Consider the following 20,945-nt stretch of genomic DNA (forward strand, 5'->3'; position numbering starts at 1 on the left):
GATGCAGGCCCGAAAGGACATTCCATATGACATTCGACCAGCTGGGCCTGCGCCCCGCCCTGCTCTCTCGCATTGATGAGAGGGGCCTGACCGCGCCCACCCCGATCCAGACCCGCGCCATCCCCGAGGCGCTGAAGGGCCGGGACATCATGGGCCTGGCCCAGACCGGCACCGGCAAGACCCTGGCCTTCGGCCTGCCCATTGCTGACGCCCTGATGGCCACCTCGGAAAAGGCCGATCCCCGCACCGCGCGTGCACTGATCCTGGCCCCGACCCGCGAGCTGGCCAAGCAGATCAGCGACAACCTGCGTGACATCCTGCAAGGCGCACACCTGCGCATCGGCCTGGTGGTCGGCGGGGCGTCGATCAATGCCCAGGCGCAGCGCCTGGAACGCGGCGCGCATATCCTTGTCGCCACGCCCGGCCGCCTTCTGGACCTGCTGGACCGCGGATCGCTGAGCCTGGCCAAGACGCGCTACCTGGTGCTGGACGAGGCGGACCAGATGCTGGACATGGGCTTCATCCATGACCTGCGCAAAATCGCCAAGCGCCTGCCCGAACAACGCCAGACCCTGCTGTTCTCGGCGACCATGCCCAAGCTGATGGCGGAAATCGCCGGGGCCTTCCTGAACGATCCCCTGCGGATCGAGGTGACCCCTCCGGGCAAGACCGCCGACAAGATCGACCAATCCGTCGTCTTCGTCGAACCCGCCGACAAGCAGGCTGCGCTGATCAACCTTCTCGACGAACACCGCGAGGAACTGGCCCTGGTCTTCACCCGCACCAAGTACGGCGCGGACAAGCTGGCCAAGAAGCTGATCCATGCCGGTTTCGCCGTCGGCGCGATCCACGGCAACAAAAGCCAGGGCCAGCGGACCCGCGCCCTGAACGATTTCAAATCCGGTGAGCTGCGCGTGCTGGTCGCCACCGATGTCGCCGCGCGCGGCATCGACATCCCCGACGTGCGCCACGTCTACAACTTTGAAATGCCGAACGTCGCGGACAACTATGTCCACCGCATCGGCCGCACCGCCCGCGCCGGCAAGGACGGCCGCGCGGTCAGCCTCTGCTCGGCCGAGGAAATGGGCGAGCTGGGCGACATCGAAAAGGTCATCGGTCACCAGATCGAAACCGCCGGTGGCACCCGCCCCGCCCCGCGCAATGCGCCCAAGTCCAAGTCGAACCGCCGTCGCGGCGGTGGTGGCGGTGGCGGTGGCCGTCGTGGGCGTCCCGCCGGAGGTGGCGAGGCCGCGAAATCGGCTGGCAAGGGCCCCCAGAACGCCAACGGGGCCAAGCGCCCGAACCGCCAGCGCCGCCGCAAGGGCGGTGCGGGGTCGAACGCTGCATAAGGCACGACCAGACGACAGTTGTGATCGAATGGGCCCGAGGCATCCGCTCCGGGCCCTTTCCTTTTGCCCCGGGCCTGACCGCCCGCCGCTTGCGCCTGCTCGGACACCGAACCGCCGCCCACAATTCTGCACAGAGTCCCTGCGCCCACAGGCGTAGGCACAGCGCCCGGCACGGCGTATCTTGGGATCAAAGCGAAAGGATCATTCCATGACCAAACCAGTGCATCCCGACACCCGTGTCGGTCACATCCACCTGAAAGTCGCCGATCTTGACCGGGCCATCGCCTTCTATTCCGGCGTGCTGGGGTTCGAGCTTCAGCAGAAGTTCGGCAGCCAGGCGGCCTTCCTCTCGGCTGGCGGCTATCACCACCACATCGGGCTGAACACCTGGGAAAGCCGTGGTGCAACGCCGCCGCCTCCGGGGCACACCGGGCTCTATCACACCGCCTTCCTCTATCCCGACCGCGCGTCGCTTGGCGATGCGCTGCGCCGGGTGGTCGAGGCCGGGATCCCGCTGGACGGGGCCGCCGACCACGGCGTGAGCGAGGCGATCTACCTGCGCGATCCCGACGGCAACGGGGTTGAACTCTACCGCGACCGCCCCGAAGCCGACTGGCCCCGCGACGCCAAGGGCAACCTGTCGATGGTCAACAGCCCGCTGGATCTTCAGGCCCTGCTGGACGAAGCCGCCTGACACCCCTGCCGCCGGCTATCTGCGCCGGCCACGTGCCCAACCACGCCCGCTGTCGCAAAACCGTTGCAGCGCTGCGATAGACTGACGCCGCAGGGCTTGGCCCTCATCCCCAAGTCAGAAGCTATCAAAGTCATTTCATCCCCTCCCCCCGGTCTCCTATCGGACCGGGGGTATTCTTTTCTCGTCTCGCACCGCCGTCCCTGCACGGCCCGCCTTTGCCCCCGACCGGGCTTTCCCTTCCCCGCCCCGCCTGCCATAAATCGCGCGACACACGGGTCCAGCAAGGAAAGGATCGCCCCATGGCCACCGGCACCAATATCCGCACCTATTTTCAGGGCACCTGGCACGACGGCGACATCCCCGTGATGAAGGCGGCCGATCACGGATCCTGGCTGGGCACGACCGTGTTCGACGGCGCGCGCATGGTGAACGGGCTGATCCCCGACCTGACCGCCCATTGCGCCCGGGTGAACCGGTCGGCCAAGGCGCTGATGATCGACCCGACGGTCGAAACCGACGCCATGGTCGAAATCGCGAAAGAGGGCCTGTCGGCCTATGCCCCCGGCACCCCCGTCTACATCCGCCCGATGTACTGGGCACTGGATGGCGGCACGCTCGGGGTGGACCCGGCCCCGAATTCCACCGGCTTTGCGCTGTGCCTGGAAGAAATCCCCATGGCAGCCCCCGATGCTTCGACCACGCTTGGCCGGACCAGCTTTCACCGCCCGGTGATGTCGTCCTCGGTCGTCAATGCCAAGGCCGGCTGCCTGTATCCCAACAACGCCCGCATGCTGCTAGAGGTCCGCGCCCGCGGGTTCGGCAATGCCATCGTGACCGACGCCCTGGGCAATGTCGCCGAAAGCGCAACGGCCAATATCTTCATGGCCCGCGACGGAGAGCTGTTCACCCCGATCGCCAATGGCACCTTCCTGGCCGGGATCACCCGCGCCCGCCACATCAAGAACTTCCGCGACAACGGCGTGACGGTGCATGAAACCGTGCTGCGCTACGAGGATTTCGACGCCGCGGACGAGGTCTTCCTGACCGGCAACATGTCCAAGGTCACCCCCGTGACCGGGATCGAGGACCGCAGCTATCAGATGGGCCCGCTGACCCGCCAGGCGCGCGAGATGTACTGGGACTGGGCCGCGGGTGCCGAAACGCTCTGACCCCGGGTACCGCCGCGCCGGGGGCGCCGCCGCCCGCCGCGACGCGTCGCCGTAAGGCGCAAGAAGCAGCCCCCGGGCCCCACGCGAATATTTTGAAGCGTATGGCCCGACGCCGAAACCTTAAAGCGCCGGGTCCGACGCCACCCGCACCAGGCGAGTCAGATCCGCAAGGCTTTCCTTCTGCTGCCCCTCACCTTCGAAATTCGACGGGGCCAGCCAGACCTGGAACGCCTCTTTCAGCGCAGGCCAATCGGCGTCGATCACCGCAAACCAGGCGGTGTCGCGGTTGCGCCCTTTATAGACCGTGGCCTGACGGAACACCCCTTCATAGCTGAACCCGAACCGTTGCGCCGCGCGGCGCGACGGGCGGTTCAGAGCGTCGCATTTCCATTCGTACCGGCGATAGCCCGCGTCAAAGGCCCATTGCATCATCAGGAACATCGCCTCGGTCGCCGCCGGCGTGCGCTGCAGGCGGGGCGACATCAGGATGAACCCCACCTCGATCGACCCGGCCTCGGGCGTGATCCGCAGGAAGGACGCAAAGCCCACCACCCGGTCATCCCCCCTGGCCCGGATCGCCAGGAACAGCGGATCGCGGCTGTCCTCTGTCTCGTGCACGAAGCGGTGGAATTGGGCGGCGGAATTGAACGGACCGACGGGCATGTAATCCCACAGCCAATCCTCGCCCTCGATCTCGCGGAACAGCAGCGCGGCATGGGCCTGTGCGCTCAGATGTTCCAGCCGCACATGCCTGCCCTCTAAAACCAGGTCCGGTCCCGGTGCGGGGGGCGGCGTCCAGCCGGTCACGGCGGGGCCAATGGGGCGGGCGTCACGCATGGAATTTCCCTTTCTCGGATCTTTCCCTCGGGCAGGCCCCGGACCCTAGGAAGCGCCTGCGGGAAAGCCAAGGGCGAAAACCGCCTGCCCCATGCTGACTGATCCTGATGCCCCCGGGAACCGCCACCCCGCCCGCGACGTTCCCCCTGCAACTACATCAAGGGAGAGCCGGAATGCCATCCATCTACGACGCCATCATCGAAGACCATAACCGCCACCGCGACCTTCTGGACCGCATCGCCCGGACCGAGGGCGACAGCAAGGACCGCCGCGAGGCCTGGGACGAATTCTACCGCGACGTCAAAAGTCATTCCGCTGCCGAGGAAGAAACCTTCTATTCCAAGCTGATGACCCAGACCTGGGGTCAGGACGCCGCCCGCCATTCCGTGCATGAACACGCCGAGATGGACGAGATCCTGGAAGAGCTGCGCGAGATGGACATGTCTTCACCCGGCTGGCTGACCCGCTTCAAGACGCTGAAGCACGACTATGAACACCACATGGAAGAAGAGGAAAACGAGGTCTTCACCCGGGCCAAGGAAGTGATCGGCAAGGAAGAGAACGACAGCTTCGGCCAGAAGTTCCTGACCCGGAAGTCCAAGGAGATGGACCTGATCGAGGAAAAACGCGAGGACGCGCTGGAGGATTGATCCGCCTGTCCGTGCGGTCCTGCCCGGTCTGCACGCGGTCCTACCCAGTCTGACCGAAGCCAGTCTGACTGAACCCGGTCTGATCAAAAGCGGCCAGATCGCGCCCGATCAGACCGACCCGGACAGGCCCATGATCCCCATACCGCCTAGCGACGCCGCGCCATCACCCGGGCGCGGCGTTCCCATGTGTACTGCGGGTCCTGCAGCACCGGGGCCCAGAACAGCACCCCGCCCTGCCGCCAGGGATCCAGCACCAGCCCCTGCTCCATTGCCGCCCCGCGCGCCGAGATCACGACGGTCGAATGGTCGATCCGCAGGCTTGTGGCATTGGCGATGGCCCGGTGCAGATCCAGCGTCTGGAAGCCTTCCTGCGCCAGCCGCGCCTGAAGATCATCCGCCCAGTGCCAGCACAGCCCACGGTCGCGGAAGCCCAGATTGACCTTGGTGTTATGCACCAGCGGCGGATCGGTGACACCGTAGCGCGCGCGCAGCTCCAGCGGATAGGTCACGGCGATGCGGGCGGCGCGGGCGGCGTCTTCGGGCGCGATCCCCTCGGCCCCGGAAAGCGCCAGGATATCCCGCTCCAATTCAACGATCCGGGCGGCCACATCCGCGCGCCCCGCGTCTGGGGCCTGCCCCCCGCGTGCCTCGGGTGCCTCGGGTGCCTCGGGTGCCTCGGGCATGGCACAGCCCGCAAGGGCGGCGGGCAACAGGGTCAGGACGGCGCGGCGCTGCATGCGGGTCTCTCTTCCGGCCCGGCCCGGGCCTTTCTGGCGGATCGAATACCCTGGCAGATCGGGGCGCAAACAGGACCCAGATCGCCCGGTCCGGGGCGCGGGTCAACAGGCTCAACGCGCGAGACGTGGGCAGGTTCCCGCCGCTTCGACCCCAAAGGGGTTGTTTCAAGGCCATTAATCGGGGATGAGCACCGGGTCTTGCAGAATTGTGAGGCAGGTGTGAACAGGCAACCGAGGCATAAATGAGCGTAAAACGCGCCACCACCCAGCCGCTGCGCCGGACGATCCGTCTGGCCGCCGCGGCGCTTCTTCTGACCGGCGCGGCATGCGCCAACTACTCCGCCCAGGACGCCGCCGACCGCGCGGTGCTGAACATGGAACTACGCGACATGGCCGTGGTCGAGGCCAATGTCAAACGCGCCCGCGGCATCCGCGTCTGGTGCGTGCCCTTCGCCCGTACCGCCAGCGGCGTGCAGATCCACGGCAATGCAAACACATGGTGGTCCCAGGCCGCCGGCAGCTACGAGCGCAGCAAGACGCCCGCTGTCGGGGCCGTGATGGCCTTTGCCGCCACCCGTGGCATGCCCATGGGGCACGTGGCCGTCGTGTCGAAACGCATCTCGGACCGCGAGATCCGCATCGACCACGCCAATTGGCACCGCAACAAGGTCTCGCTTGGCATGGGCGTCATCGACGTCAGCCCCAACAACGACTGGAGCAAGGTCCGGGTCGAGACCAACCCCGGCCAATACGGCCAGACCTATCCGGTCAACGGCTTCATCCTGCCGGCCCGCCCCGGTCAGGACGTCTGACCCCATTTCCCGAGCAGGCAGAATAGAAACGGCACCGAGATCGGTGCCGTTTTCGTTTTCATGGCTCGCTTTGCTTTCGCGCGGCTCAGGCCTTCTTGCGACGCTTCACAGCGGCAAGGGCACCAAAGCCACCCAGCAGCAGGAAACCGGCTGCAGGCAGCGGAACCGCCGGCGGGGTCACAACCAGCGTGCTAAAATCGATCCGCGCCGAGGCATTGCCGACGTTTGCAAACTGCAGGAAAGTCAGCCCCGTGAGGTTCACGGTTTCGACCCCGGTAGGCGGCACGTTGTCGATTTCGAACGTCGCGAAGTTGCTACCAGACACGTTGAACTTACGCAGCTGGCCACCGCCCGTCAGCAGGTAAGACACCTGCGCAACGTCGAAGGTGTACCCTGCATCTGCGGTGATCGTCAGAATGACGTTCGAGCCGCCGTTGGACAGGAAGCACTTCGTGTCGCCATTCAGATCTACAGGGCAGTTGCCGCTGGTTTCCTGACCGACAATCGTCAATCCGCTAACGGTAAGCGCATGAGCCGAGGATACACCCAGGATCAAGGCCGCAGCAGCGAACTTAAGGGTCTTCAAAATGTTCATGAATATAAACTCCTCATACTCTGAAACACATTATTAAATATCACGCCTTAAGATCGCGCCGCGTTGAAATTTAACGTGACACCCCCAATGATGGGCTTATTTTCGCCACTTTTGGCCAAAATCACGCAGGCGACACCGTTTCTGAAGAAATCTAGATAACCTGATTCAACCTTAGATTGATGTCGTTTTCGAACGCAAAACAATCAATCGATTTCCAATGGGAAAAATTCGAATCATTTCAATAGGAAAATGCAACTTTCCAAATTGAAAATCAACCGCAGCCGGGGTGGTGTTTCCGGTCAGGTTCCGCCCTGCCCTGCCCGGTCAATCACCCCTTGGCCAGACAAGGGGCAACGCAACAGACAAAACGACCTACGACACGACCGGCCAAACGGCAGACCAAACTGGGCGCAACGAAAACGGGCGGCAGGTTGCCCCGCCGCCCGTCATAAAAGATCTGACCCCAGGATCACTCCTGTGGGATGACCCGCAGCGACAGCTCCATCAGCTGGTCGCTGGTCGGTTCGGACGGCGCGCCCATCATCAGGTCCTCGGCCCGCTGGTTCATCGGGAACAGCATGACGTCGCGCAGGTTGTCCTCGTCCGCCAGCAGCATGACGATGCGGTCCACACCGGCGGCGCAGCCACCGTGCGGCGGGGCACCGTATTGGAAGGCGTTGACCATGCCGCCAAAGCGCTTCTCGACCTCGTCCTTGCCATAGCCCGCGATCTCGAAGGCCTTGAACATGATCTCGGGGCGGTGGTTCCGGATCGCGCCCGACACCAGCTCATAGCCGTTGCAGGCCAGGTCGTACTGGAAGCCCTTCACCGACAGCGGATCGGATTCGAGCGCCTCAAGCCCGCCCTGCGGCATCGAGAAGGGGTTGTGTTCGAAATCGATCTCGCCGGTTTCCTCGTCCTTTTCGTAGATCGGGAAATCGACGATCCAGGCAAAGGCAAAGCGGTCCTTGTCAGTCAGGCCCAATTCTTCGCCGATGACGTTGCGGGCGCGACCGGCAACGGATTCGAAGGACTTGGGTTTGCCGCCCAGGAAGAACGCCGCGTCGCCGACGCCCAGGCCCAGCTGCTGGCGGATCGCCTCGGTGCGTTCGGGGCCGATGTTCTTGGCCAGGGGACCGGCGGCTTCCATGCCGTCGCCCTGATCGCGCCAGAAGATATAGCCCATGCCCGGCAGGCCCTCTTTCTGGGCGAAGGCGTTCATGCGGTCACAGAATTTGCGGCTGCCGCCCGTGGGGGCGGGGATGGCGCGGATCTCGGTGCCGTCCTGTTCCAGCAGCTTGGCGAAGATCGCAAAGCCCGAGCCCGCGAAATGTTCGGACACCACCTGCATCTCGATCGGGTTGCGCAGGTCGGGCTTGTCCGAGCCATATTTCAGCGCGGCATCCGCATAGGTGATCTGCGGCCAGTCGGCGGGGGCGTCAACCTTGCGGCCACCGCCGAATTCTTCGAACACGCCGCCGATGACCGGGGAAATCGTGTCAAAGACGTCCTGCTGGGTGACAAAGGACATCTCCATGTCCAACTGGTAGAAATCCGTGGGCGAGCGGTCGGCGCGCGGGTCTTCGTCGCGGAAGCAGGGTGCGATCTGGAAATATTTGTCAAAGCCCGAGACCATCAGCAGCTGCTTGAACTGCTGCGGAGCCTGCGGCAGGGCGTAGAACTTGCCCGGATGCAGACGCGACGGCACCAGGAAGTCACGCGCGCCTTCGGGGCTGGATGCGGTGATGATCGGCGTCTGGAATTCGCGGAAGCCCTTGTCCCACATGCGTTTCCGCATCGAGGCCACAACGTCCGAGCGCAGCTTCATGTTGGTCTGCATCTTCTCGCGGCGCAGGTCGAGGTAACGATACCGCAGGCGGGTTTCCTCGGGGTATTCCTGATCACCGAAGACCATCAGCGGCAGTTCCTTGGCGCTGCCCAAAACCTCGATGTCGCGCACGAAGACCTCGACCTCACCGGTCGGCAGCTTGGGGTTCACCAGTTCCGGGTCACGCGCCTTCACGTTGCCGTCGATGCGGATACACCATTCCGACCGGACCTTTTCCACCTCGGCAAAGACCGGGCTGTCGGGGTCGCACAGGACCTGGGTCGTGCCGTAATGGTCGCGCAGGTCGATGAAGAGGATGCCGCCGTGATCGCGGACCCGATGCACCCAGCCGGAAAGGCGGACATTCTCGCCAACATTGGCGGCGGTCAGATCGGCACAGGTGTGGCTGCGATAGGCGTGCATGGTCGTTTCCTCTGGTCAGAAGCCGCGGTTTCGGCAGGGGCCGATACACATGGGATAGGCGCGGAAGTCAAGCGGGCTGCGGCTTTGGACGCCCGGAAACAGAGGGTTCCGGGGGCTGGCGCGGCAATCCGGCCTGATCCGGCCCGATCAGGCCGCCAGAAGGGCCGCCGCCGCCTGCGGGTCGGCATAGGCGATGCGCCCGCCCGTCACCGTCAACCCGATGCGCCCCGTCGCCGGGTTGATCCCCACCAGATCGGCGCGCAGCCCAGCCAAAAGCTGACCGCGATCCGCCAGGCCCAGAACCGACGCCGGCCCCGACGACACCAGCGCCCAGGCCGCAGGCACCCCCACATCCCCTGCCAGCTGCTGCGCCGCCTGGAAGGGCGCGGGGTAATGGTAATCCGAGGCCAGCGCGGAACACAGCCCTTCACGCACCAGATCGGCGGCCGAGACCTTGCCCTGATGCGATCCCCCCCGCACCACGTTCGGCGCGCCCAGCACGATCGGGGCACCCTGCCCAGCGGCCTCCAGCGCGGCCTCTCGGCTTTCGGGGAATTCAGAGATGGTCAGCCCCTGCGCTTGTGCATCCCGCCGGGCGGCGGCATCCGCATCGTCGTGGCTTCCGGTCAGGCCCCCCCTGGCCGCCAGACGGGCGGCCAGCGCGGTGACGGCGCCGGGAACCTCGGCGCTGCGAGCGTGCAGATCCTGGAGCAGGGCCAGATGCGCCTCGGGGCTGCGGCCGGATTTCAGCGCCTGCCCGGTCAGCCGGGGCGGACGTTTGCCCCGTGCCAAAGCCGCATGAGGGACATGATCGTTCAGCACGACATACGGAATATCGTGCTGGTCAATCAGCGCCTCGATTTTCGGGTAGTCGTCGATCAGATGGCTTTCGACGCGCAGCTGCACCCGCATGTCTGTCACCAGCCGGGCGCGCGTTGCCTGCAATGCCGACAGCATCCGGGCGGCGAACTCAGGGCCGCGCATCCCGCCTTCCCAGGAATAGAACTGCGCCAGGTAGGCGGTGGTGATGCCGTTTGCCGCAAGCTCTGTGTCGAGCGAGGCCAGGCCGACGGACAGATCCTTCATCGCGCCGCGTCGCGGGGCCAGGTGCCGTTCGAACCCGTCGCCATGCAGGTCGATCAGGCCGGGGCGAAGCTCCCACCCGTCCAGATGCACGGCGCGACCCACATGGGCATCAGTCAGCACCCCGGCCGAGACGCCAATCGCAGCGCCAGAGAGGCCATCGGGGCGCAGCGACAGCGCGCCCTGGATATGGAAATCGGGTGCAGACAAGGATCCAGACATGGGGGGTCTTCTGTCCCGGCATATCGTCGGAATCAAGGCCCGTCGGGTTTCAAAGGCGCAGCCCCCGGCTCGCCGCCCCTCAGATCCCCTGAAAGGCCGAAGGGTAGATGACCTTGCCCAGGTGGCCCGACGTCCCCGCCGCAATCGGATAGACCAGGAAATAATCGCGGTCATAGGGGGTGTGCAGGTTCTCGGCCGCCTTCAGGGTAAAGCCGAAGCGCGTGTAATAGTCGGGCGCGCCCAGGACGGTGATCGCCTTTGCCCCCGCCTGCCGCGCGGCATCCAGCCCTGCGCGGACCAGGTCCGACCCGATCCCGCGGTCCTGCTGCGAAGGCGAAACGACCAGCGGCGACAGGGACAGCCAGCCTTCCGGCGCGACCAGCCGGGCAAAGCAGATGTGGCCGACCACATGGCCCTCAAGCTCGGCCACCAGTTCCACAGCGATCTGATCGGCCTCGCGCAGGGCCTGGACCAGCCGCAGCTCGGCCTGGCCCTCGAAAGCGGTATCAAGAAGGATGCTGACACCGGTGGCGTCACCGGGGCGGAAGGGGCGAATGATCATGGCAATTCCGTCATCTGAATAAACCAAGTTTATCTCTTTGCCCGTCCGGGACCAGTTTTTTTCGCCAATCCCCCGCGCCCGTCCATGCCGCCACCGGGGCCCCGCGCACGAAAAAGGGCACCGAAACGGTGCCCTTTTCCAAGTCTTGGCTCACATGAAAATCACATGCGCTGTCCGTCAGGACAGGCGTGATTACATCATGCCGCCCATGCCGCCCATGCCGCCCATGTCGGGCATGCCGCCGCCGGCACCGCCGTCTTTGGCGGGCTTGTCGGCAACCATGGCTTCGGTCGTGATCAGCAGACCAGCGATCGAGGCTGCGTCTTCCAGCGCGGTACGGGTCACCTTGGCCGGGTCGATCACACCGAAGGAGAACATGTCGCCATATTCTTCGGTCTGAGCGTTGAAGCCGAACTTCAGGTCGGTCGATTCACGGACCTTGCCGGCAACGACGGCACCGTCGACGCCTGCGTTTTCAGCGATCTGACGCAGCGGCGCTTCCAGGGCACGACGCACGATGGCGATACCGTTGTTCTGGTCGGGGTTCGCACCGGTCAGGCCTTCCAGCGATTTGCCGGCCTGAACCAGGGCAACACCACCACCAACGATGACGCCTTCCTGAACAGCAGCGCGGGTCGCGTTCAGAGCATCGTCCACACGGTCCTTACGCTCTTTCACTTCGACTTCGGTCATGCCGCCGACGCGGATGACAGCAACACCGCCAGCCAGTTTGGCAACGCGTTCCTGCAGCTTCTCACGGTCGTAGTCGGACGTGGTTTCAGCGATCTGGGTGTTGATCTGGGCAACGCGTGCTTCGATCTCGGCCTTGTCGCCGGCGCCGTCAACGATGGTGGTCTCGTCTTTGGTGATGCCGATTTTCTTGGCGGTACCCAGCATGTCCATGGTCACGGACTCAAGCTTCATGCCCAGGTCTTCCGAGATCACCTGACCGCCGGTCAGGATCGCGATGTCCTGCAGCATGGCCTTGCGGCGATCGCCGAAGCCCGGTGCCTTGACGGCTGCGATTTTCAGACCGCCACGCAGCTTGTTCACGACGAGGGTCGCCAAGGCTTCGCCCTCGACGTCTTCGGCGATGATCAGCAGCGGCTTCTGGGACTGGATGACCTGCTCGAGCAGGGGAACCATCGGCTGCAGCGAAGACAGTTTCTTCTCGTGCAGCAGAACCATTGCGTCTTCCAGCTCGACAGTCATCTTGTCGGGGTTGGTGACGAAGTAGGGCGACAGGTAGCCACGGTCGAACTGCATGCCTTCGACGACATCCACTTCGGTTTCCATGCCCTTGTTTTCTTCGACGGTGATGACGCCTTCGTTGCCGACTTTCTGCATCGCGTCTGCGATCATGCGGCCGATGTTGGCTTCACCGTTTGCGGAAATGGTGCCGACCTGGGCGACTTCGTCGCTGTCGGTCACGTCGCGGGCTGCGGCCTTGATGGCCTCGACGACCTTGGCGGTTGCCAGGTCGATGCCGCGCTTCAGGTCCATCGGGTTCATGCCAGCTGCGACAGCTTTCATGCCCTCTTTCACGATGGCCTGGGCCAGCACGGTTGCGGTGGTGGTACCGTCACCGGCTTCGTCGTTGGTGCGGGAAGCAACTTCCTTCACCATCTGTGCGCCCATGTTTTCGAACTTGTCTTCCAGTTCGATTTCCTTGGCGACCGAAACACCGTCCTTGGTGATGCGGGGCGCGCCGAAGGATTTGTCCAGGACCACGTTGCGGCCTTTGGGGCCCAGGGTCACTTTCACGGCGTCGGCCAGCACGTTGACGCCCTTGAGCATCTTGTTGCGGGCTTCGGTGTCGAACTTGACGTCTTTTGCAGACATATGTGTCTCTCCTGACTAAGTCGTTGTGTTCAGAATGCGTGGGGCTGGGGTCTTACCCTGCCTCCCCTCAGGCGATGATGCCGAGGATGTCGCTTTCTTTCATGATCAGCAGTTCCTGGCCGTCCAGGGTGATCTCGGTGCCGGACCACTTGCCGAACAGGATCTTGTCGCCGGCTTTCACGGCCATCTCGATCAGCTCACCGCTGTCCTTGCGGGCACCTTCGCCCACAGCAACAACTTCGCCTTCCGCTGGCTTTTCCTTGGCGCTGTCGGGGATGATCAGCCCGCCTGCGGTTTTCTCTTCGCTTTCCACGCGCTTGACCAGCACTCGGTCATGAAGCGGTTTGAATGCCATCTCTGAGGCTCCTTGGCTCAAAGTTTCTCCCTGCCTCCCTGCCCTCGTTCAGCGACGGACAGCGAGGCGTTATCACTCACACCCTGCGAGTGCTAACGGCCCGGAGATAAGGACCGGAATTTGGGCTGTCAAGGAAACTGCGCCACAAACTTGGGGAGGATTTTATCGAAATGCCACCAATTCGCCGGGAGGGCGGGGATTCCCGCTGACGATGCGCCGCCAGTTTAACGCCCGGTGCAGCCCGGGTCAGGCGGTTTGTTCCGCTGTTTCTTCCGCTGGTGCGGGGGCAATCAGATCCCCCGCATCGAACTGCCCGCGTTCCTCTGCGCCTTTGGGGGTCAGCGCATAGACCCCGCGCTCGACCCGCTCGAACCAGCCGTAATGATCGTCGCGCATCAGGGTCGTGGCATTGGGCACACCGGCGGCCCGGGCCACCTCGGCCCCGCGCAGCGGGCCCTGCGCCTGAAGCACGGCGGCACAGCGCAAAGCGTCCTGACGATAGGCCGTCACCAGCTTGACCCCGACGGATCCGCCGGCGTTCGGGTCCCCGACCCGGCGCTGGAATTCCCGCAACAACCGCCCCTTCCGGGGCTTGGATCCGCGCGGCACGAAGGGGGCGGGATCGCAATGCACATGCACATGGCCATCGCGCGCCCGCACCGTGATCAGCCCCAGCCCAAGGCGGCGGCACAGTGACAGGTGCCCGGTCAGCGCCTTGCGGCCCTTCAGCGTCGGCACCGCCAGATAGACCCAATCGGTCATCGCCTGCCGCGCCACGCCCTGCTGCACCAGCGTCAGGTTCATGCCGGTCTTCATCTCGACGATCACCGGATCGGGATCATCGTCGCGCATCGCCATGACGTCGGCCCCGGCGACCTCGGACTTCACCTCGTACCCCTGGGCCTCGAGATAGGCCTTGATCGGGGGATACAGGTCGGTTTCGCGCAGTTTGGCCATGGGCGGACTTTACGGCGCGGCCCCAGTCCGGAACAAGAGGGGTCAGGAACAAGAGGGTGCCGCCGGGCATTGATCCCGGACCTGCCCGCAAACCCGGACTTCACATGCTTACACTGACACTTGTCGTTGTCGCCGTCTCGGCCGCCCTGATCCTTGGGGCGGCATGGGGGCTGTACGGCCGCCTGCCCGACCGGACCGAGGGCTTTCTGGTCGCCCTTGCCGGGGGCGCGCTGATCGTGTCGGTCATGTCGGAACTGATCCAGCCGGCCTCGGCCCATCTGCCGCTTTGGGGGCTGTCGCTGGCAGTCGCGCTTGGGGCCGTGGGCTTCACCCTGGCCGACAGCGCGCTGGAACGCGCCTCGGACGGGTCCGAGGGCAAGGGCCTGCTGCTGGCGATCACCTTCGATGGCGTGCCGGAAAACCTGGCCCTGGGGGTCGCCCTGATCGGCACCGGCGCGCCCGAGGTCGCGGCGCTGGCCGGGTCCATCCTTCTGTCCAACCTGCCCGAGGCCGCGGGCGGCGCAAAGCGCATGGCGGAATCGGGCATGTCGCGCGGCCGGGTCATGGCGCTATGGGTCGGCACGGCGGCACTGCTGGCGCTGGCCGCAGTGGTCGGCTTCCTGATGCTGCAAGACCTGGGCGACGCGCCCTTGGCCGCCATCCGCGCCATTGCCGCCGGGGCCGTGACCGCATCGCTTGCGACCGAGGTTTTCCCCCAGGCCTACAAAGAGGACCACAAGGCCACCGGCATCGCCGTCACGCTTGGGTTGCTGATCGCCTTTGCCCTGTCCCAGCTGGGCGGGTGATCTGCCGCGTTACTCGGGCGACGCCCCTTCGGGCGTCAGCCCTTCGATGATCGCCTGGGCAAACGCGCCCGGATCGTCGCGATAGGCGGCGATGAAATCGCCCGGCACTTCGGTCTGCGGGTCCCAGGCCTCGGACCAGTCGATCAGCGCCAGCATCACCGGCACCAGCCCGCGCCCCTTCTCGGTCAGCTCATAGATCACCCGCACGGCCCGGTCGGGATCCTTGCGGCGGGTGATCACGCCTTCGTCCTCCAGCCGCTTCAGGCGGTCCGTCAGAATGTTGGTCGAGATCCTTTCGCCCGCCGCCACAAAATCGCCAAAATGTTTCGCTTCCTTGAAGATCAGGTCGCGCAGGATCACCAGCGCCCAGGCGTCGCCCAGCACCGTGGCCCCGTATCGGATCGGACAGCCGGACCAGTTTTCAGACGTCGGTTTCGACATGAAAGCCCCCTGAGTCCACATCACTTGCATTCTGCAATTAAAGAATATCGCCTTTTGCTTGTAAAAAACAAGTAAAGTTAAAGCGCGTGAATCCAGACCCCTAACGCTCGTTCTTCTAACAACCTGGGCGAGTCCCGACGGACCCCGATACGCCCGCCCCAAGCCGCGTCGCCGCATCGCAGCAGCGACCGGGTGACAAGTCGTGCGACCGCGCCTATAAGGGCGCCGAATTGACGCCACCGCGCCAAGGCCCGCGAACGAACAGCGACAGGATACTCAAAATGACGATCAAGGTTTTCGGTCACAAATCGCCCGACACCGATTCCACCGGCTCTCCCATCATCTGGGCCTGGTACCTTTCCGAAGTGCGCGGCACGCCCGCCACCCCCGCCCTGCTGGGCGAGCCGAACACCGAAGCGGCCTTTGTCATCGAAAAGTGGGGCTTCGAAAAACCCGAGATCATCAGCACCGTCGCCGAGGGTGAACAGGTCGTCATCGTCGACACCAACAACCCCGCCGAGCTGCCCGACAGCATCAACGACGCGGACATCATCCAGATCATCGACCACCACAAGCTGACCGGCGGCCTGGAAACCAAGGGCCCGATCGACATCACGATCAAGCCTCTCGCCTGTACCGCGACCATCATGTACAACCTGATGGGCGAAAACGCCGCCAAGATGCCCGACAACATCAAGGGCGCGATGCTGTCCTGCATCCTTTCGGATACGCTGGAATTCCGGTCCCCCACCACGACCGATCAGGACAAGGACCTGGCGATCAAGCTGGCGGCGGAACTGAACATCGACCTCTCGGCCTATGCGTCCGAAATGTTCGAAGCGAAATCCGATGTCTCGGCCTTCTCCGACGCTGACCTGATCCGCATGGACAGCAAGGAATACGCCGTCGGCGACACGAAATTCCGCGTCTCGGTTCTGGAAACCACCGCACCGAAGATCGTGCTGGACCGCAAGGACAGCCTGATGGAAAGCTTCAAGGCGGTCGAGGCCGAAGACGGCGTGGACCAGGTCCTGCTTTTCGTCGTCGACATCCTGAACGAAGAAGCCACGCTGTTCGTGCCGAACGACCTGGTGAAGGGCGTGGCCGAGAAAAGCTTTGGCGCGACCGTCGATGGCGACACCGTCGTCCTGCCCGGCATCATGTCCCGCAAGAAGCAGATCATCCCCAACCTCAAGGTCTGATCTGCACCTTACGACTTTTGCAAAAAGGGCGCGTCATGCGCCCTTTTTCTTTGCCGGGTGGCCTGCGCCACCGCATCACCCGCGCAAAGCCAAAAGATCAGATAAGCTGAATCATCTACGCAGAAACCGGGGACAAGAGATTCAAAAGACTCAGGATTCTGCAATCCCCCGCCCCCGGCCCGCGCCCGAAAATCGCCCATCCCGCGCATCGCCTGCTCTGGCCTTCCGGCCGGCACCGGCCTAGCTTGCCGATCAACGCGACCCCATTCACCGACGGATCCCACATGACCCAGATCATCACCTCGCTCGACCAGATCTCTGACCAATACGACGTGCTGCTCGTCGATCTCTGGGGCTGCGTGCACAACGGGGTCAAAGCCTTCCCCGCCGCCTGCGACGCCTTGGTCGCCTACCGCAAGCGCGGCGGCACCGTCGTGCTGCTGACGAACTCTCCCCGCCCCCGAGGCGCGGTCGAGACCCAGATCGAAGGCTTCGGCGTGCCGCGCGACGCCTGGGACGTGATCACCACATCCGGCGACAGCGCCCGCGCCGCCGCCTTTGACGGGGCTGTGGGCGAAAAGGTCTATTTCATCGGTCTGCCGGAAGAAGAGGACGTCTTTCTTCAGCCGCTGAAGATCCAGGACAATCCCATCGACATCACCACCGTGCCCGTGGACGAGGCCGAGGGCATCGTCTGCACCGGCCCCTTCGACCCGCTGGCCGATCCCGCAGACCTGCGGCCGCAGCTGCTTCTGGCCAAGACGCGCGGGTTGAAACTTCTCTGCGCCAACCCCGACATCGTCGTCGACCGCGGCGAACGGCGCGAATGGTGCGCCGGCGCGGTGGCACAGCTGTATTCCGAGATGGGCGGCGAAAGCCTGTACTTCGGCAAGCCCCATCCGCCGATCTATGACCTGGCCCGCCGCCGCCTGACGGCTCTGGGCAAATCCGTCGCGCCCGAATCGATGCTGGCCATCGGCGACGGCATCGCCACCGACATCCGTGGGGCCATGGGCGAAGAGATCGACAGCCTCTTCATCACCGGCGGCCTTGCGGCGGGCGAGACGAAAACCATCGAACAGCCTGATCCACAGGCGCTCACGGCCTATCTGAATGGCGAACAGGCCGCGCCCACCTATGCGATCGGCTTCCTCAGATAGGACCAATTGCCACTTGATTTTCTGCGCCCGCAAAGTAATAAAGTTACCCACAAGCGGGTAGCTTCGGACATTTATTGCTCAGCGCCCAATCGGACAACCGAAAGGTGGAGAGTATGTTGGACAATTTCCCGCGCGGAACGATCTGCATCGAAGACATCGAAATGGGCATGACGCGCCACCTGCGCAAAATCGTGACCGACGAGGATATCGAGATGTTCGCCCAGGTCTCCACCGACCGGAACCCAGTGCACCTGGACGACGCCTATGCCCAGGACACGATCTTCGAAGGCCGCATCGCGCATGGCATGCTGACCGCCGGGCTGATCTCGGCGGTGATCGGCGAACAGCTGCCCGGTCACGGCACCGTCTACATGGGGCAGACGCTGAAGTTTCTGGCCCCCGTGCGCCCCGGCGACATGGTCCTGGCCGAGGTCGAGGTGATCGACATCGACCACGCCAAGCGCCGGGTCAAACTGGACTGCCGCTGCATGGTCGACGGCAAAAAGGTCCTGATGGGCGAAGCAACCGTACTGGCCCCCTCGCGCAAATTCGACTGATCATCATCTTGCCCGAAATACTCCGGGGAGTTTGAGGGGCAGCGCCCCTCCTCAACTCCGCCACTTGCGCCCGCCGCAGCACGGGGCTACCCCTGCCCCATGAGGATCGTGCGCGACTACCAATTCACCACCCAGGCCGATCGGGGCGCTTCCGTCGCCATCGGCAATTTCGATGGCGTCCACATCGGGCACCGGGCCGTGATCGACCTGGCCCGCAGGGCGGCAAGGGACCTGAACGCCCCGCTTGGCGTACTGACCTTCGAACCGCATCCGCGCGAGTTGTTCGCCCCCGACGCCCCGCCCTTCCGCCTGACCGGAACCGAGGCGCGCGCGCACCGGCTGGACAAGATCGGCGTCGACATCCTGTATGAACTGACCTTCAACCCCGCGCTGGCCAGCCTGTCGCCGCAGGATTTCGCCACCCGCGTGCTGGCCCAGGGCCTGGGCGCGCGCCACGTCGTTGTCGGCGCGGATTTCCACTTCGGGGCCAAACGGGCGGGAACGATTCAGATGCTGAAGGATTTTGGCAAGGACCTGGGCTTTGGCGTGACCATCGCCGATCTGGTGGCCGAAGACAGCGAAGAGGTCTCCTCGACCGCCATCCGCAACGCCCTCAGCGACGGCCGCCCGCGCGATGCCGCCGCCATGCTGGGCCACTGGCACCGCATCGAAGGCCCGGTGATCCGTGGCGATCAACGCGGCCGCGACCTGGGCTATCCCACGGCCAACATGTCCATCGCCGGGCTGCACCAGCCGAAATTCGGCGTCTACGCGGTGCTGGTCGACGTGCTGACCGGCCCGCACAAGGGCAGCTATCACGGGGCCGCCTCTCTCGGGCTGCGGCCGCAGTTCAATGGCGAAACGCCCAACCTTGAGACCTATGTCTTCGACTTCAAGGGCGATCTTTACGGCGAAACCCTCTCGGTCGCGCTGGTCGACTATCTCCGCCCCGAGGCCAAGTTCGACAGCCTCGACGCCCTTGTGGCCCAGATGGATGCCGATTGCGCCGAGGCCCGCAAACTGTTGGCCCACGATCTTCAGGCCCACACGCCACAGAACCCTGCATGAGCCGCCCGATTCCGCCCCGCGCCCCCGTCGACCGCAGCGATCCCATTGACCGTAGCGGGCTGCGTGCGCGGTTCTGGGAAAAGACCGCCTTCGACAAGCTCTCGGACCGGGAATGGGAAGCGCTCTGCGACGGCTGCGGCAAATGCTGCCTCAACAAGCTCGAGGACGAGGACACAGGTGAGGTCGCCCTGACCCGCGTTGCCTGCCGCCTGCTGGACGATGCCACCTGCCTGTGTTCGCAATACCCGATCCGCAAGCAATTCGTGCCGGATTGCATCTCTCTCACCGCCGATTCCATCGGCGATCACATGTACTGGCTGCCCCAGACCTGCGCCTATCGCCTGGTCTACGAAGGCCGCCCCCTCTTCCCCTGGCATCCGCTGATCTCGGGCGATCCGGAAACCGTGCACCAGGCCGGCGTCTCGGTCCGGGGCATGACCTATTCGGAATATGAAATCGCCGACGAAGACTGGGAAGAGCATATCATCGAGGAACCCATCTGATGTATTTCGGCTCTGACAACACCGGCCCCGTGCACCCCGCCGTGATGGAGGCCCTGGTCGCCGCCAACACCGGCTTCACCGGATCCTACGGGGCCGATCCGCTGATGGATCAGGCTCGCACCCAGCTGCGCGAGATCTTCGATGCGCCCGAGGCCGAGGTGTTCCTGGTCGCCACCGGCACCGCCGCCAATTGCCTGGGCCTCGCCTGCCATTGCCCGCCGACCCATACGATCTTCTGTTCGCCAACCGCGCATATCCACGAAGACGAATGCAATGCGCCGGAATTCTACACCTCCGGGGCCAAGCTGACCCTGGTCGGCACGGACGACAAGATTTCGCCCCAGGCACTGGCCCGCGCGATCGAGGCCGAGGGCAACCGCTTTCCCCATGGCCCCGCCCGCGGCCCGCTGTCGCTGACCCAGGCGACGGAACGCGGCCAGATCTACACGCTCGATGAAATCCGCGCCCTGACGGCGGTGGCCAAATCCCACGACCTGCCCGTGCATATGGACGGCGCGCGCTTCGGCAATGCCCTTGTCGCCCTGGGCTGCACCCCCGCGGAGATGACCTGGCGCGCCGGGGTCGATGTGCTGTCGTTCGGCGGCACCAAGAACGGCTGCATGGGGGTCGAGGCGGTGATCCTCTTCGATCCCGCCCGCGCCACGGAATTCCAGCTGCGCCGCAAACGCGGGGCGCATCTCTTCTCCAAGCACCGCTACCTCTCGGCCCAGATGGTCGCCTACCTGGCCGACGATCTCTGGCTTACCACGGCGAAACAGGCCAACGACAACATGGCGCGCCTGGCCGACGGGCTGCGCAAGTTCCCCGGTGTTACCTTCGACTATGAACCGGCCGTGAACATGGCCTTCCTGACGATCCCCTCGCCCCTGGCCAAACGCCTCAAGGCCGAAGGCACCGCCTTCAATATCATGCAGGGCTCGCCCGACACCGACGATGCCGTCACCATCCGACTGGTCACCGACTGGTCCATCGCCCCTACCGAGATCGACCGCTTCCTCGCCCTCGCCGCCGGCTGACACACGAAACCACCCGGCCCCTTCACCCGGTACCACCCCCAAACATCCTCTTGCCA

General features: G+C 64.6%; 22 protein-coding genes. 12 read left to right on the plus strand and 10 right to left on the minus strand.

The genetic code is table 11. The annotated features are described in order from the left end of the window. Window positions 1-26: 26 nt before the first annotated feature. The 3 genes from BMX99_RS14065 to BMX99_RS14075 all read left to right on the plus strand — a co-directional run bounded on the left by BMX99_RS14065 (window position 27) and on the right by BMX99_RS14075 (window position 3,212). The gene (locus tag BMX99_RS14065; protein ID WP_093452980.1) at window positions 27-1,349 is read left to right on the plus strand and encodes a DEAD/DEAH box helicase; all 1,323 of its coding nucleotides are present in this window, start codon (window positions 27-29) and stop codon (window positions 1,347-1,349) included. A 208-nt stretch (window positions 1,350-1,557) separates the two neighbouring features. After that, window positions 1,558-2,043, plus strand: a complete 486-nt coding sequence (locus BMX99_RS14070) for a VOC family protein (RefSeq protein WP_093452982.1) — start codon at window positions 1,558-1,560, stop codon at window positions 2,041-2,043. 299 nt (window positions 2,044-2,342) lie between these two features. Beyond that, entirely contained in the window at window positions 2,343-3,212 is an 870-nt protein-coding gene (locus tag BMX99_RS14075; RefSeq protein WP_093452984.1) for a branched-chain amino acid aminotransferase, read from the plus strand. 120 nt (window positions 3,213-3,332) lie between these two features. Here BMX99_RS14075 and BMX99_RS14080 read toward each other — a convergent pair whose 3' ends face one another. After that, window positions 3,333-4,049, minus strand: a complete 717-nt coding sequence (locus BMX99_RS14080) for a GNAT family N-acetyltransferase (protein ID WP_093452986.1) — start codon at window positions 4,047-4,049, stop codon at window positions 3,333-3,335. A 173-nt stretch (window positions 4,050-4,222) separates the two neighbouring features. Here BMX99_RS14080 and BMX99_RS14085 point away from each other — a divergent pair, with 173 nt between their 5' ends. Next, a complete protein-coding gene (locus tag BMX99_RS14085) occupies window positions 4,223-4,699 on the plus strand; it encodes a hemerythrin domain-containing protein (protein ID WP_093452988.1) in 477 nt (158 codons plus the stop codon). Window positions 4,700-4,845: 146 nt separating this feature from the next. Here the strand turns inward: BMX99_RS14085 and BMX99_RS14090 are convergent, their stop codons facing one another. Beyond that, window positions 4,846-5,436 carry a hypothetical protein gene (locus BMX99_RS14090; protein ID WP_093452990.1) on the minus strand — a complete coding sequence of 197 codons (591 nt, stop codon included), beginning with the start codon at window positions 5,434-5,436 and terminating at the stop codon, window positions 4,846-4,848. A gap of 242 nt (window positions 5,437-5,678) precedes the next feature. Here BMX99_RS14090 and BMX99_RS14095 point away from each other — a divergent pair, with 242 nt between their 5' ends. Next, window positions 5,679-6,248 (plus strand): CHAP domain-containing protein, encoded by a 570-nt coding sequence (locus BMX99_RS14095; RefSeq protein WP_170848712.1) that lies wholly within the window; start codon window positions 5,679-5,681, stop codon window positions 6,246-6,248. Window positions 6,249-6,333: 85 nt separating this feature from the next. Here BMX99_RS14095 and BMX99_RS14100 read toward each other — a convergent pair whose 3' ends face one another. From BMX99_RS14100 to BMX99_RS14130, 7 genes are all read right to left on the minus strand, one after another. Beyond that, window positions 6,334-6,843, minus strand: a complete 510-nt coding sequence (locus BMX99_RS14100) for a VPLPA-CTERM sorting domain-containing protein (protein WP_093452992.1) — start codon at window positions 6,841-6,843, stop codon at window positions 6,334-6,336. 469 nt (window positions 6,844-7,312) lie between these two features. Continuing rightward, window positions 7,313-9,094 carry an aspartate--tRNA ligase gene (gene aspS, locus BMX99_RS14105; RefSeq protein WP_093452995.1) on the minus strand — a complete coding sequence of 594 codons (1,782 nt, stop codon included), beginning with the start codon at window positions 9,092-9,094 and terminating at the stop codon, window positions 7,313-7,315. A gap of 147 nt (window positions 9,095-9,241) precedes the next feature. After that, entirely contained in the window at window positions 9,242-10,399 is a 1,158-nt protein-coding gene (locus BMX99_RS14110) for an alpha-D-ribose 1-methylphosphonate 5-triphosphate diphosphatase (protein ID WP_093452999.1), read from the minus strand. Window positions 10,400-10,478: 79 nt separating this feature from the next. Next, window positions 10,479-10,961, minus strand: coding sequence for a GNAT family N-acetyltransferase (locus tag BMX99_RS14115; protein ID WP_093453001.1), 483 nt, complete (start codon window positions 10,959-10,961; stop codon window positions 10,479-10,481). A gap of 192 nt (window positions 10,962-11,153) precedes the next feature. Next, entirely contained in the window at window positions 11,154-12,803 is a 1,650-nt protein-coding gene (groL, locus tag BMX99_RS14120; RefSeq protein WP_093453003.1) for a chaperonin GroEL, read from the minus strand. 67 nt (window positions 12,804-12,870) lie between these two features. Then, entirely contained in the window at window positions 12,871-13,158 is a 288-nt protein-coding gene (gene groES, locus BMX99_RS14125) for a co-chaperone GroES (protein ID WP_093453005.1), read from the minus strand. Window positions 13,159-13,404: 246 nt separating this feature from the next. Next, the gene (locus tag BMX99_RS14130; protein ID WP_093453007.1) at window positions 13,405-14,115 is read right to left on the minus strand and encodes a DUF2161 domain-containing phosphodiesterase; all 711 of its coding nucleotides are present in this window, start codon (window positions 14,113-14,115) and stop codon (window positions 13,405-13,407) included. Between the two features lie 104 nt (window positions 14,116-14,219). Between BMX99_RS14130 and BMX99_RS14135 the strand changes: the two genes are divergently transcribed. Then, window positions 14,220-14,921 (plus strand): ZIP family metal transporter, encoded by a 702-nt coding sequence (locus BMX99_RS14135; RefSeq protein WP_093453009.1) that lies wholly within the window; start codon window positions 14,220-14,222, stop codon window positions 14,919-14,921. A gap of 9 nt (window positions 14,922-14,930) precedes the next feature. Here BMX99_RS14135 and BMX99_RS14140 read toward each other — a convergent pair whose 3' ends face one another. Next, on the minus strand, window positions 14,931-15,362 hold the full coding sequence (locus BMX99_RS14140; RefSeq protein WP_093453011.1) for a winged helix-turn-helix transcriptional regulator: 432 nt from the start codon (window positions 15,360-15,362) through the stop codon (window positions 14,931-14,933). Between the two features lie 281 nt (window positions 15,363-15,643). On the opposite strand from BMX99_RS14140, the gene BMX99_RS14145 reads away from it, so the two are divergent. The 6 genes from BMX99_RS14145 to BMX99_RS14170 all read left to right on the plus strand — a co-directional run bounded on the left by BMX99_RS14145 (window position 15,644) and on the right by BMX99_RS14170 (window position 20,889). Next, a complete protein-coding gene (locus tag BMX99_RS14145) occupies window positions 15,644-16,564 on the plus strand; it encodes a manganese-dependent inorganic pyrophosphatase (RefSeq protein WP_093453013.1) in 921 nt (306 codons plus the stop codon). Between the two features lie 284 nt (window positions 16,565-16,848). Beyond that, the gene (locus BMX99_RS14150) at window positions 16,849-17,724 is read left to right on the plus strand and encodes a TIGR01459 family HAD-type hydrolase (protein WP_093453015.1); all 876 of its coding nucleotides are present in this window, start codon (window positions 16,849-16,851) and stop codon (window positions 17,722-17,724) included. A gap of 113 nt (window positions 17,725-17,837) precedes the next feature. Then, the gene (locus BMX99_RS14155) at window positions 17,838-18,281 is read left to right on the plus strand and encodes a MaoC family dehydratase (protein WP_093453017.1); all 444 of its coding nucleotides are present in this window, start codon (window positions 17,838-17,840) and stop codon (window positions 18,279-18,281) included. A gap of 99 nt (window positions 18,282-18,380) precedes the next feature. Beyond that, entirely contained in the window at window positions 18,381-19,349 is a 969-nt protein-coding gene (locus tag BMX99_RS14160) for a bifunctional riboflavin kinase/FAD synthetase (RefSeq protein ID WP_093453019.1), read from the plus strand. Beyond that, window positions 19,346-19,852 carry a YcgN family cysteine cluster protein gene (locus BMX99_RS14165; RefSeq protein ID WP_093453021.1) on the plus strand — a complete coding sequence of 169 codons (507 nt, stop codon included), beginning with the start codon at window positions 19,346-19,348 and terminating at the stop codon, window positions 19,850-19,852. The genes BMX99_RS14160 and BMX99_RS14165 overlap by 4 nt, the downstream gene beginning before the upstream one ends. After that, window positions 19,852-20,889 carry a threonine aldolase family protein gene (locus BMX99_RS14170; RefSeq protein WP_093453023.1) on the plus strand — a complete coding sequence of 346 codons (1,038 nt, stop codon included), beginning with the start codon at window positions 19,852-19,854 and terminating at the stop codon, window positions 20,887-20,889. Before BMX99_RS14165 ends, BMX99_RS14170 begins: the two co-directional genes overlap by 1 nt. Window positions 20,890-20,945 lie beyond the last annotated feature (56 nt).

Source organism: Pseudooceanicola nitratireducens (genome assembly GCF_900109195.1).
In the GTDB taxonomy this organism is placed as follows: domain Bacteria; phylum Pseudomonadota; class Alphaproteobacteria; order Rhodobacterales; family Rhodobacteraceae; genus Pseudooceanicola; species Pseudooceanicola nitratireducens.

Excerpts from the sequence above, each read along its gene's own strand:
- BMX99_RS14150 (WP_093453015.1), top strand. The coding sequence starts at position 16,849 with ATGACCCAGATCATCACCTCGCTCGACCAGATCTCTGACCAATACGAC.
- groES (WP_093453005.1), bottom strand. The coding sequence starts at position 13,158 with ATGGCATTCAAACCGCTTCATGACCGAGTGCTGGTCAAGCGCGTGGAA.
- BMX99_RS14145 (WP_093453013.1), top strand. The coding sequence starts at position 15,644 with ATGACGATCAAGGTTTTCGGTCACAAATCGCCCGACACCGATTCCACC.
- aspS (WP_093452995.1), bottom strand. The coding sequence starts at position 9,094 with ATGCACGCCTATCGCAGCCACACCTGTGCCGATCTGACCGCCGCCAAT.
- BMX99_RS14130 (WP_093453007.1), bottom strand. The coding sequence starts at position 14,115 with ATGGCCAAACTGCGCGAAACCGACCTGTATCCCCCGATCAAGGCCTAT.
- BMX99_RS14170 (WP_093453023.1), top strand. The coding sequence starts at position 19,852 with ATGTATTTCGGCTCTGACAACACCGGCCCCGTGCACCCCGCCGTGATG.
- groL (WP_093453003.1), bottom strand. The coding sequence starts at position 12,803 with ATGTCTGCAAAAGACGTCAAGTTCGACACCGAAGCCCGCAACAAGATG.
- BMX99_RS14065 (WP_093452980.1), top strand. The coding sequence starts at position 27 with ATGACATTCGACCAGCTGGGCCTGCGCCCCGCCCTGCTCTCTCGCATT.
- BMX99_RS14110 (WP_093452999.1), bottom strand. The coding sequence starts at position 10,399 with ATGTCTGGATCCTTGTCTGCACCCGATTTCCATATCCAGGGCGCGCTG.
- BMX99_RS14085 (WP_093452988.1), top strand. The coding sequence starts at position 4,223 with ATGCCATCCATCTACGACGCCATCATCGAAGACCATAACCGCCACCGC.
- BMX99_RS14080 (WP_093452986.1), bottom strand. The coding sequence starts at position 4,049 with ATGCGTGACGCCCGCCCCATTGGCCCCGCCGTGACCGGCTGGACGCCG.
- BMX99_RS14090 (WP_093452990.1), bottom strand. The coding sequence starts at position 5,436 with ATGCAGCGCCGCGCCGTCCTGACCCTGTTGCCCGCCGCCCTTGCGGGC.
- BMX99_RS14155 (WP_093453017.1), top strand. The coding sequence starts at position 17,838 with ATGTTGGACAATTTCCCGCGCGGAACGATCTGCATCGAAGACATCGAA.
- BMX99_RS14160 (WP_093453019.1), top strand. The coding sequence starts at position 18,381 with ATGAGGATCGTGCGCGACTACCAATTCACCACCCAGGCCGATCGGGGC.
- BMX99_RS14140 (WP_093453011.1), bottom strand. The coding sequence starts at position 15,362 with ATGTCGAAACCGACGTCTGAAAACTGGTCCGGCTGTCCGATCCGATAC.
- BMX99_RS14100 (WP_093452992.1), bottom strand. The coding sequence starts at position 6,843 with ATGAACATTTTGAAGACCCTTAAGTTCGCTGCTGCGGCCTTGATCCTG.
- BMX99_RS14165 (WP_093453021.1), top strand. The coding sequence starts at position 19,346 with ATGAGCCGCCCGATTCCGCCCCGCGCCCCCGTCGACCGCAGCGATCCC.
- BMX99_RS14070 (WP_093452982.1), top strand. The coding sequence starts at position 1,558 with ATGACCAAACCAGTGCATCCCGACACCCGTGTCGGTCACATCCACCTG.
- BMX99_RS14135 (WP_093453009.1), top strand. The coding sequence starts at position 14,220 with ATGCTTACACTGACACTTGTCGTTGTCGCCGTCTCGGCCGCCCTGATC.
- BMX99_RS14075 (WP_093452984.1), top strand. The coding sequence starts at position 2,343 with ATGGCCACCGGCACCAATATCCGCACCTATTTTCAGGGCACCTGGCAC.
- BMX99_RS14095 (WP_170848712.1), top strand. The coding sequence starts at position 5,679 with ATGAGCGTAAAACGCGCCACCACCCAGCCGCTGCGCCGGACGATCCGT.
- BMX99_RS14115 (WP_093453001.1), bottom strand. The coding sequence starts at position 10,961 with ATGATCATTCGCCCCTTCCGCCCCGGTGACGCCACCGGTGTCAGCATC.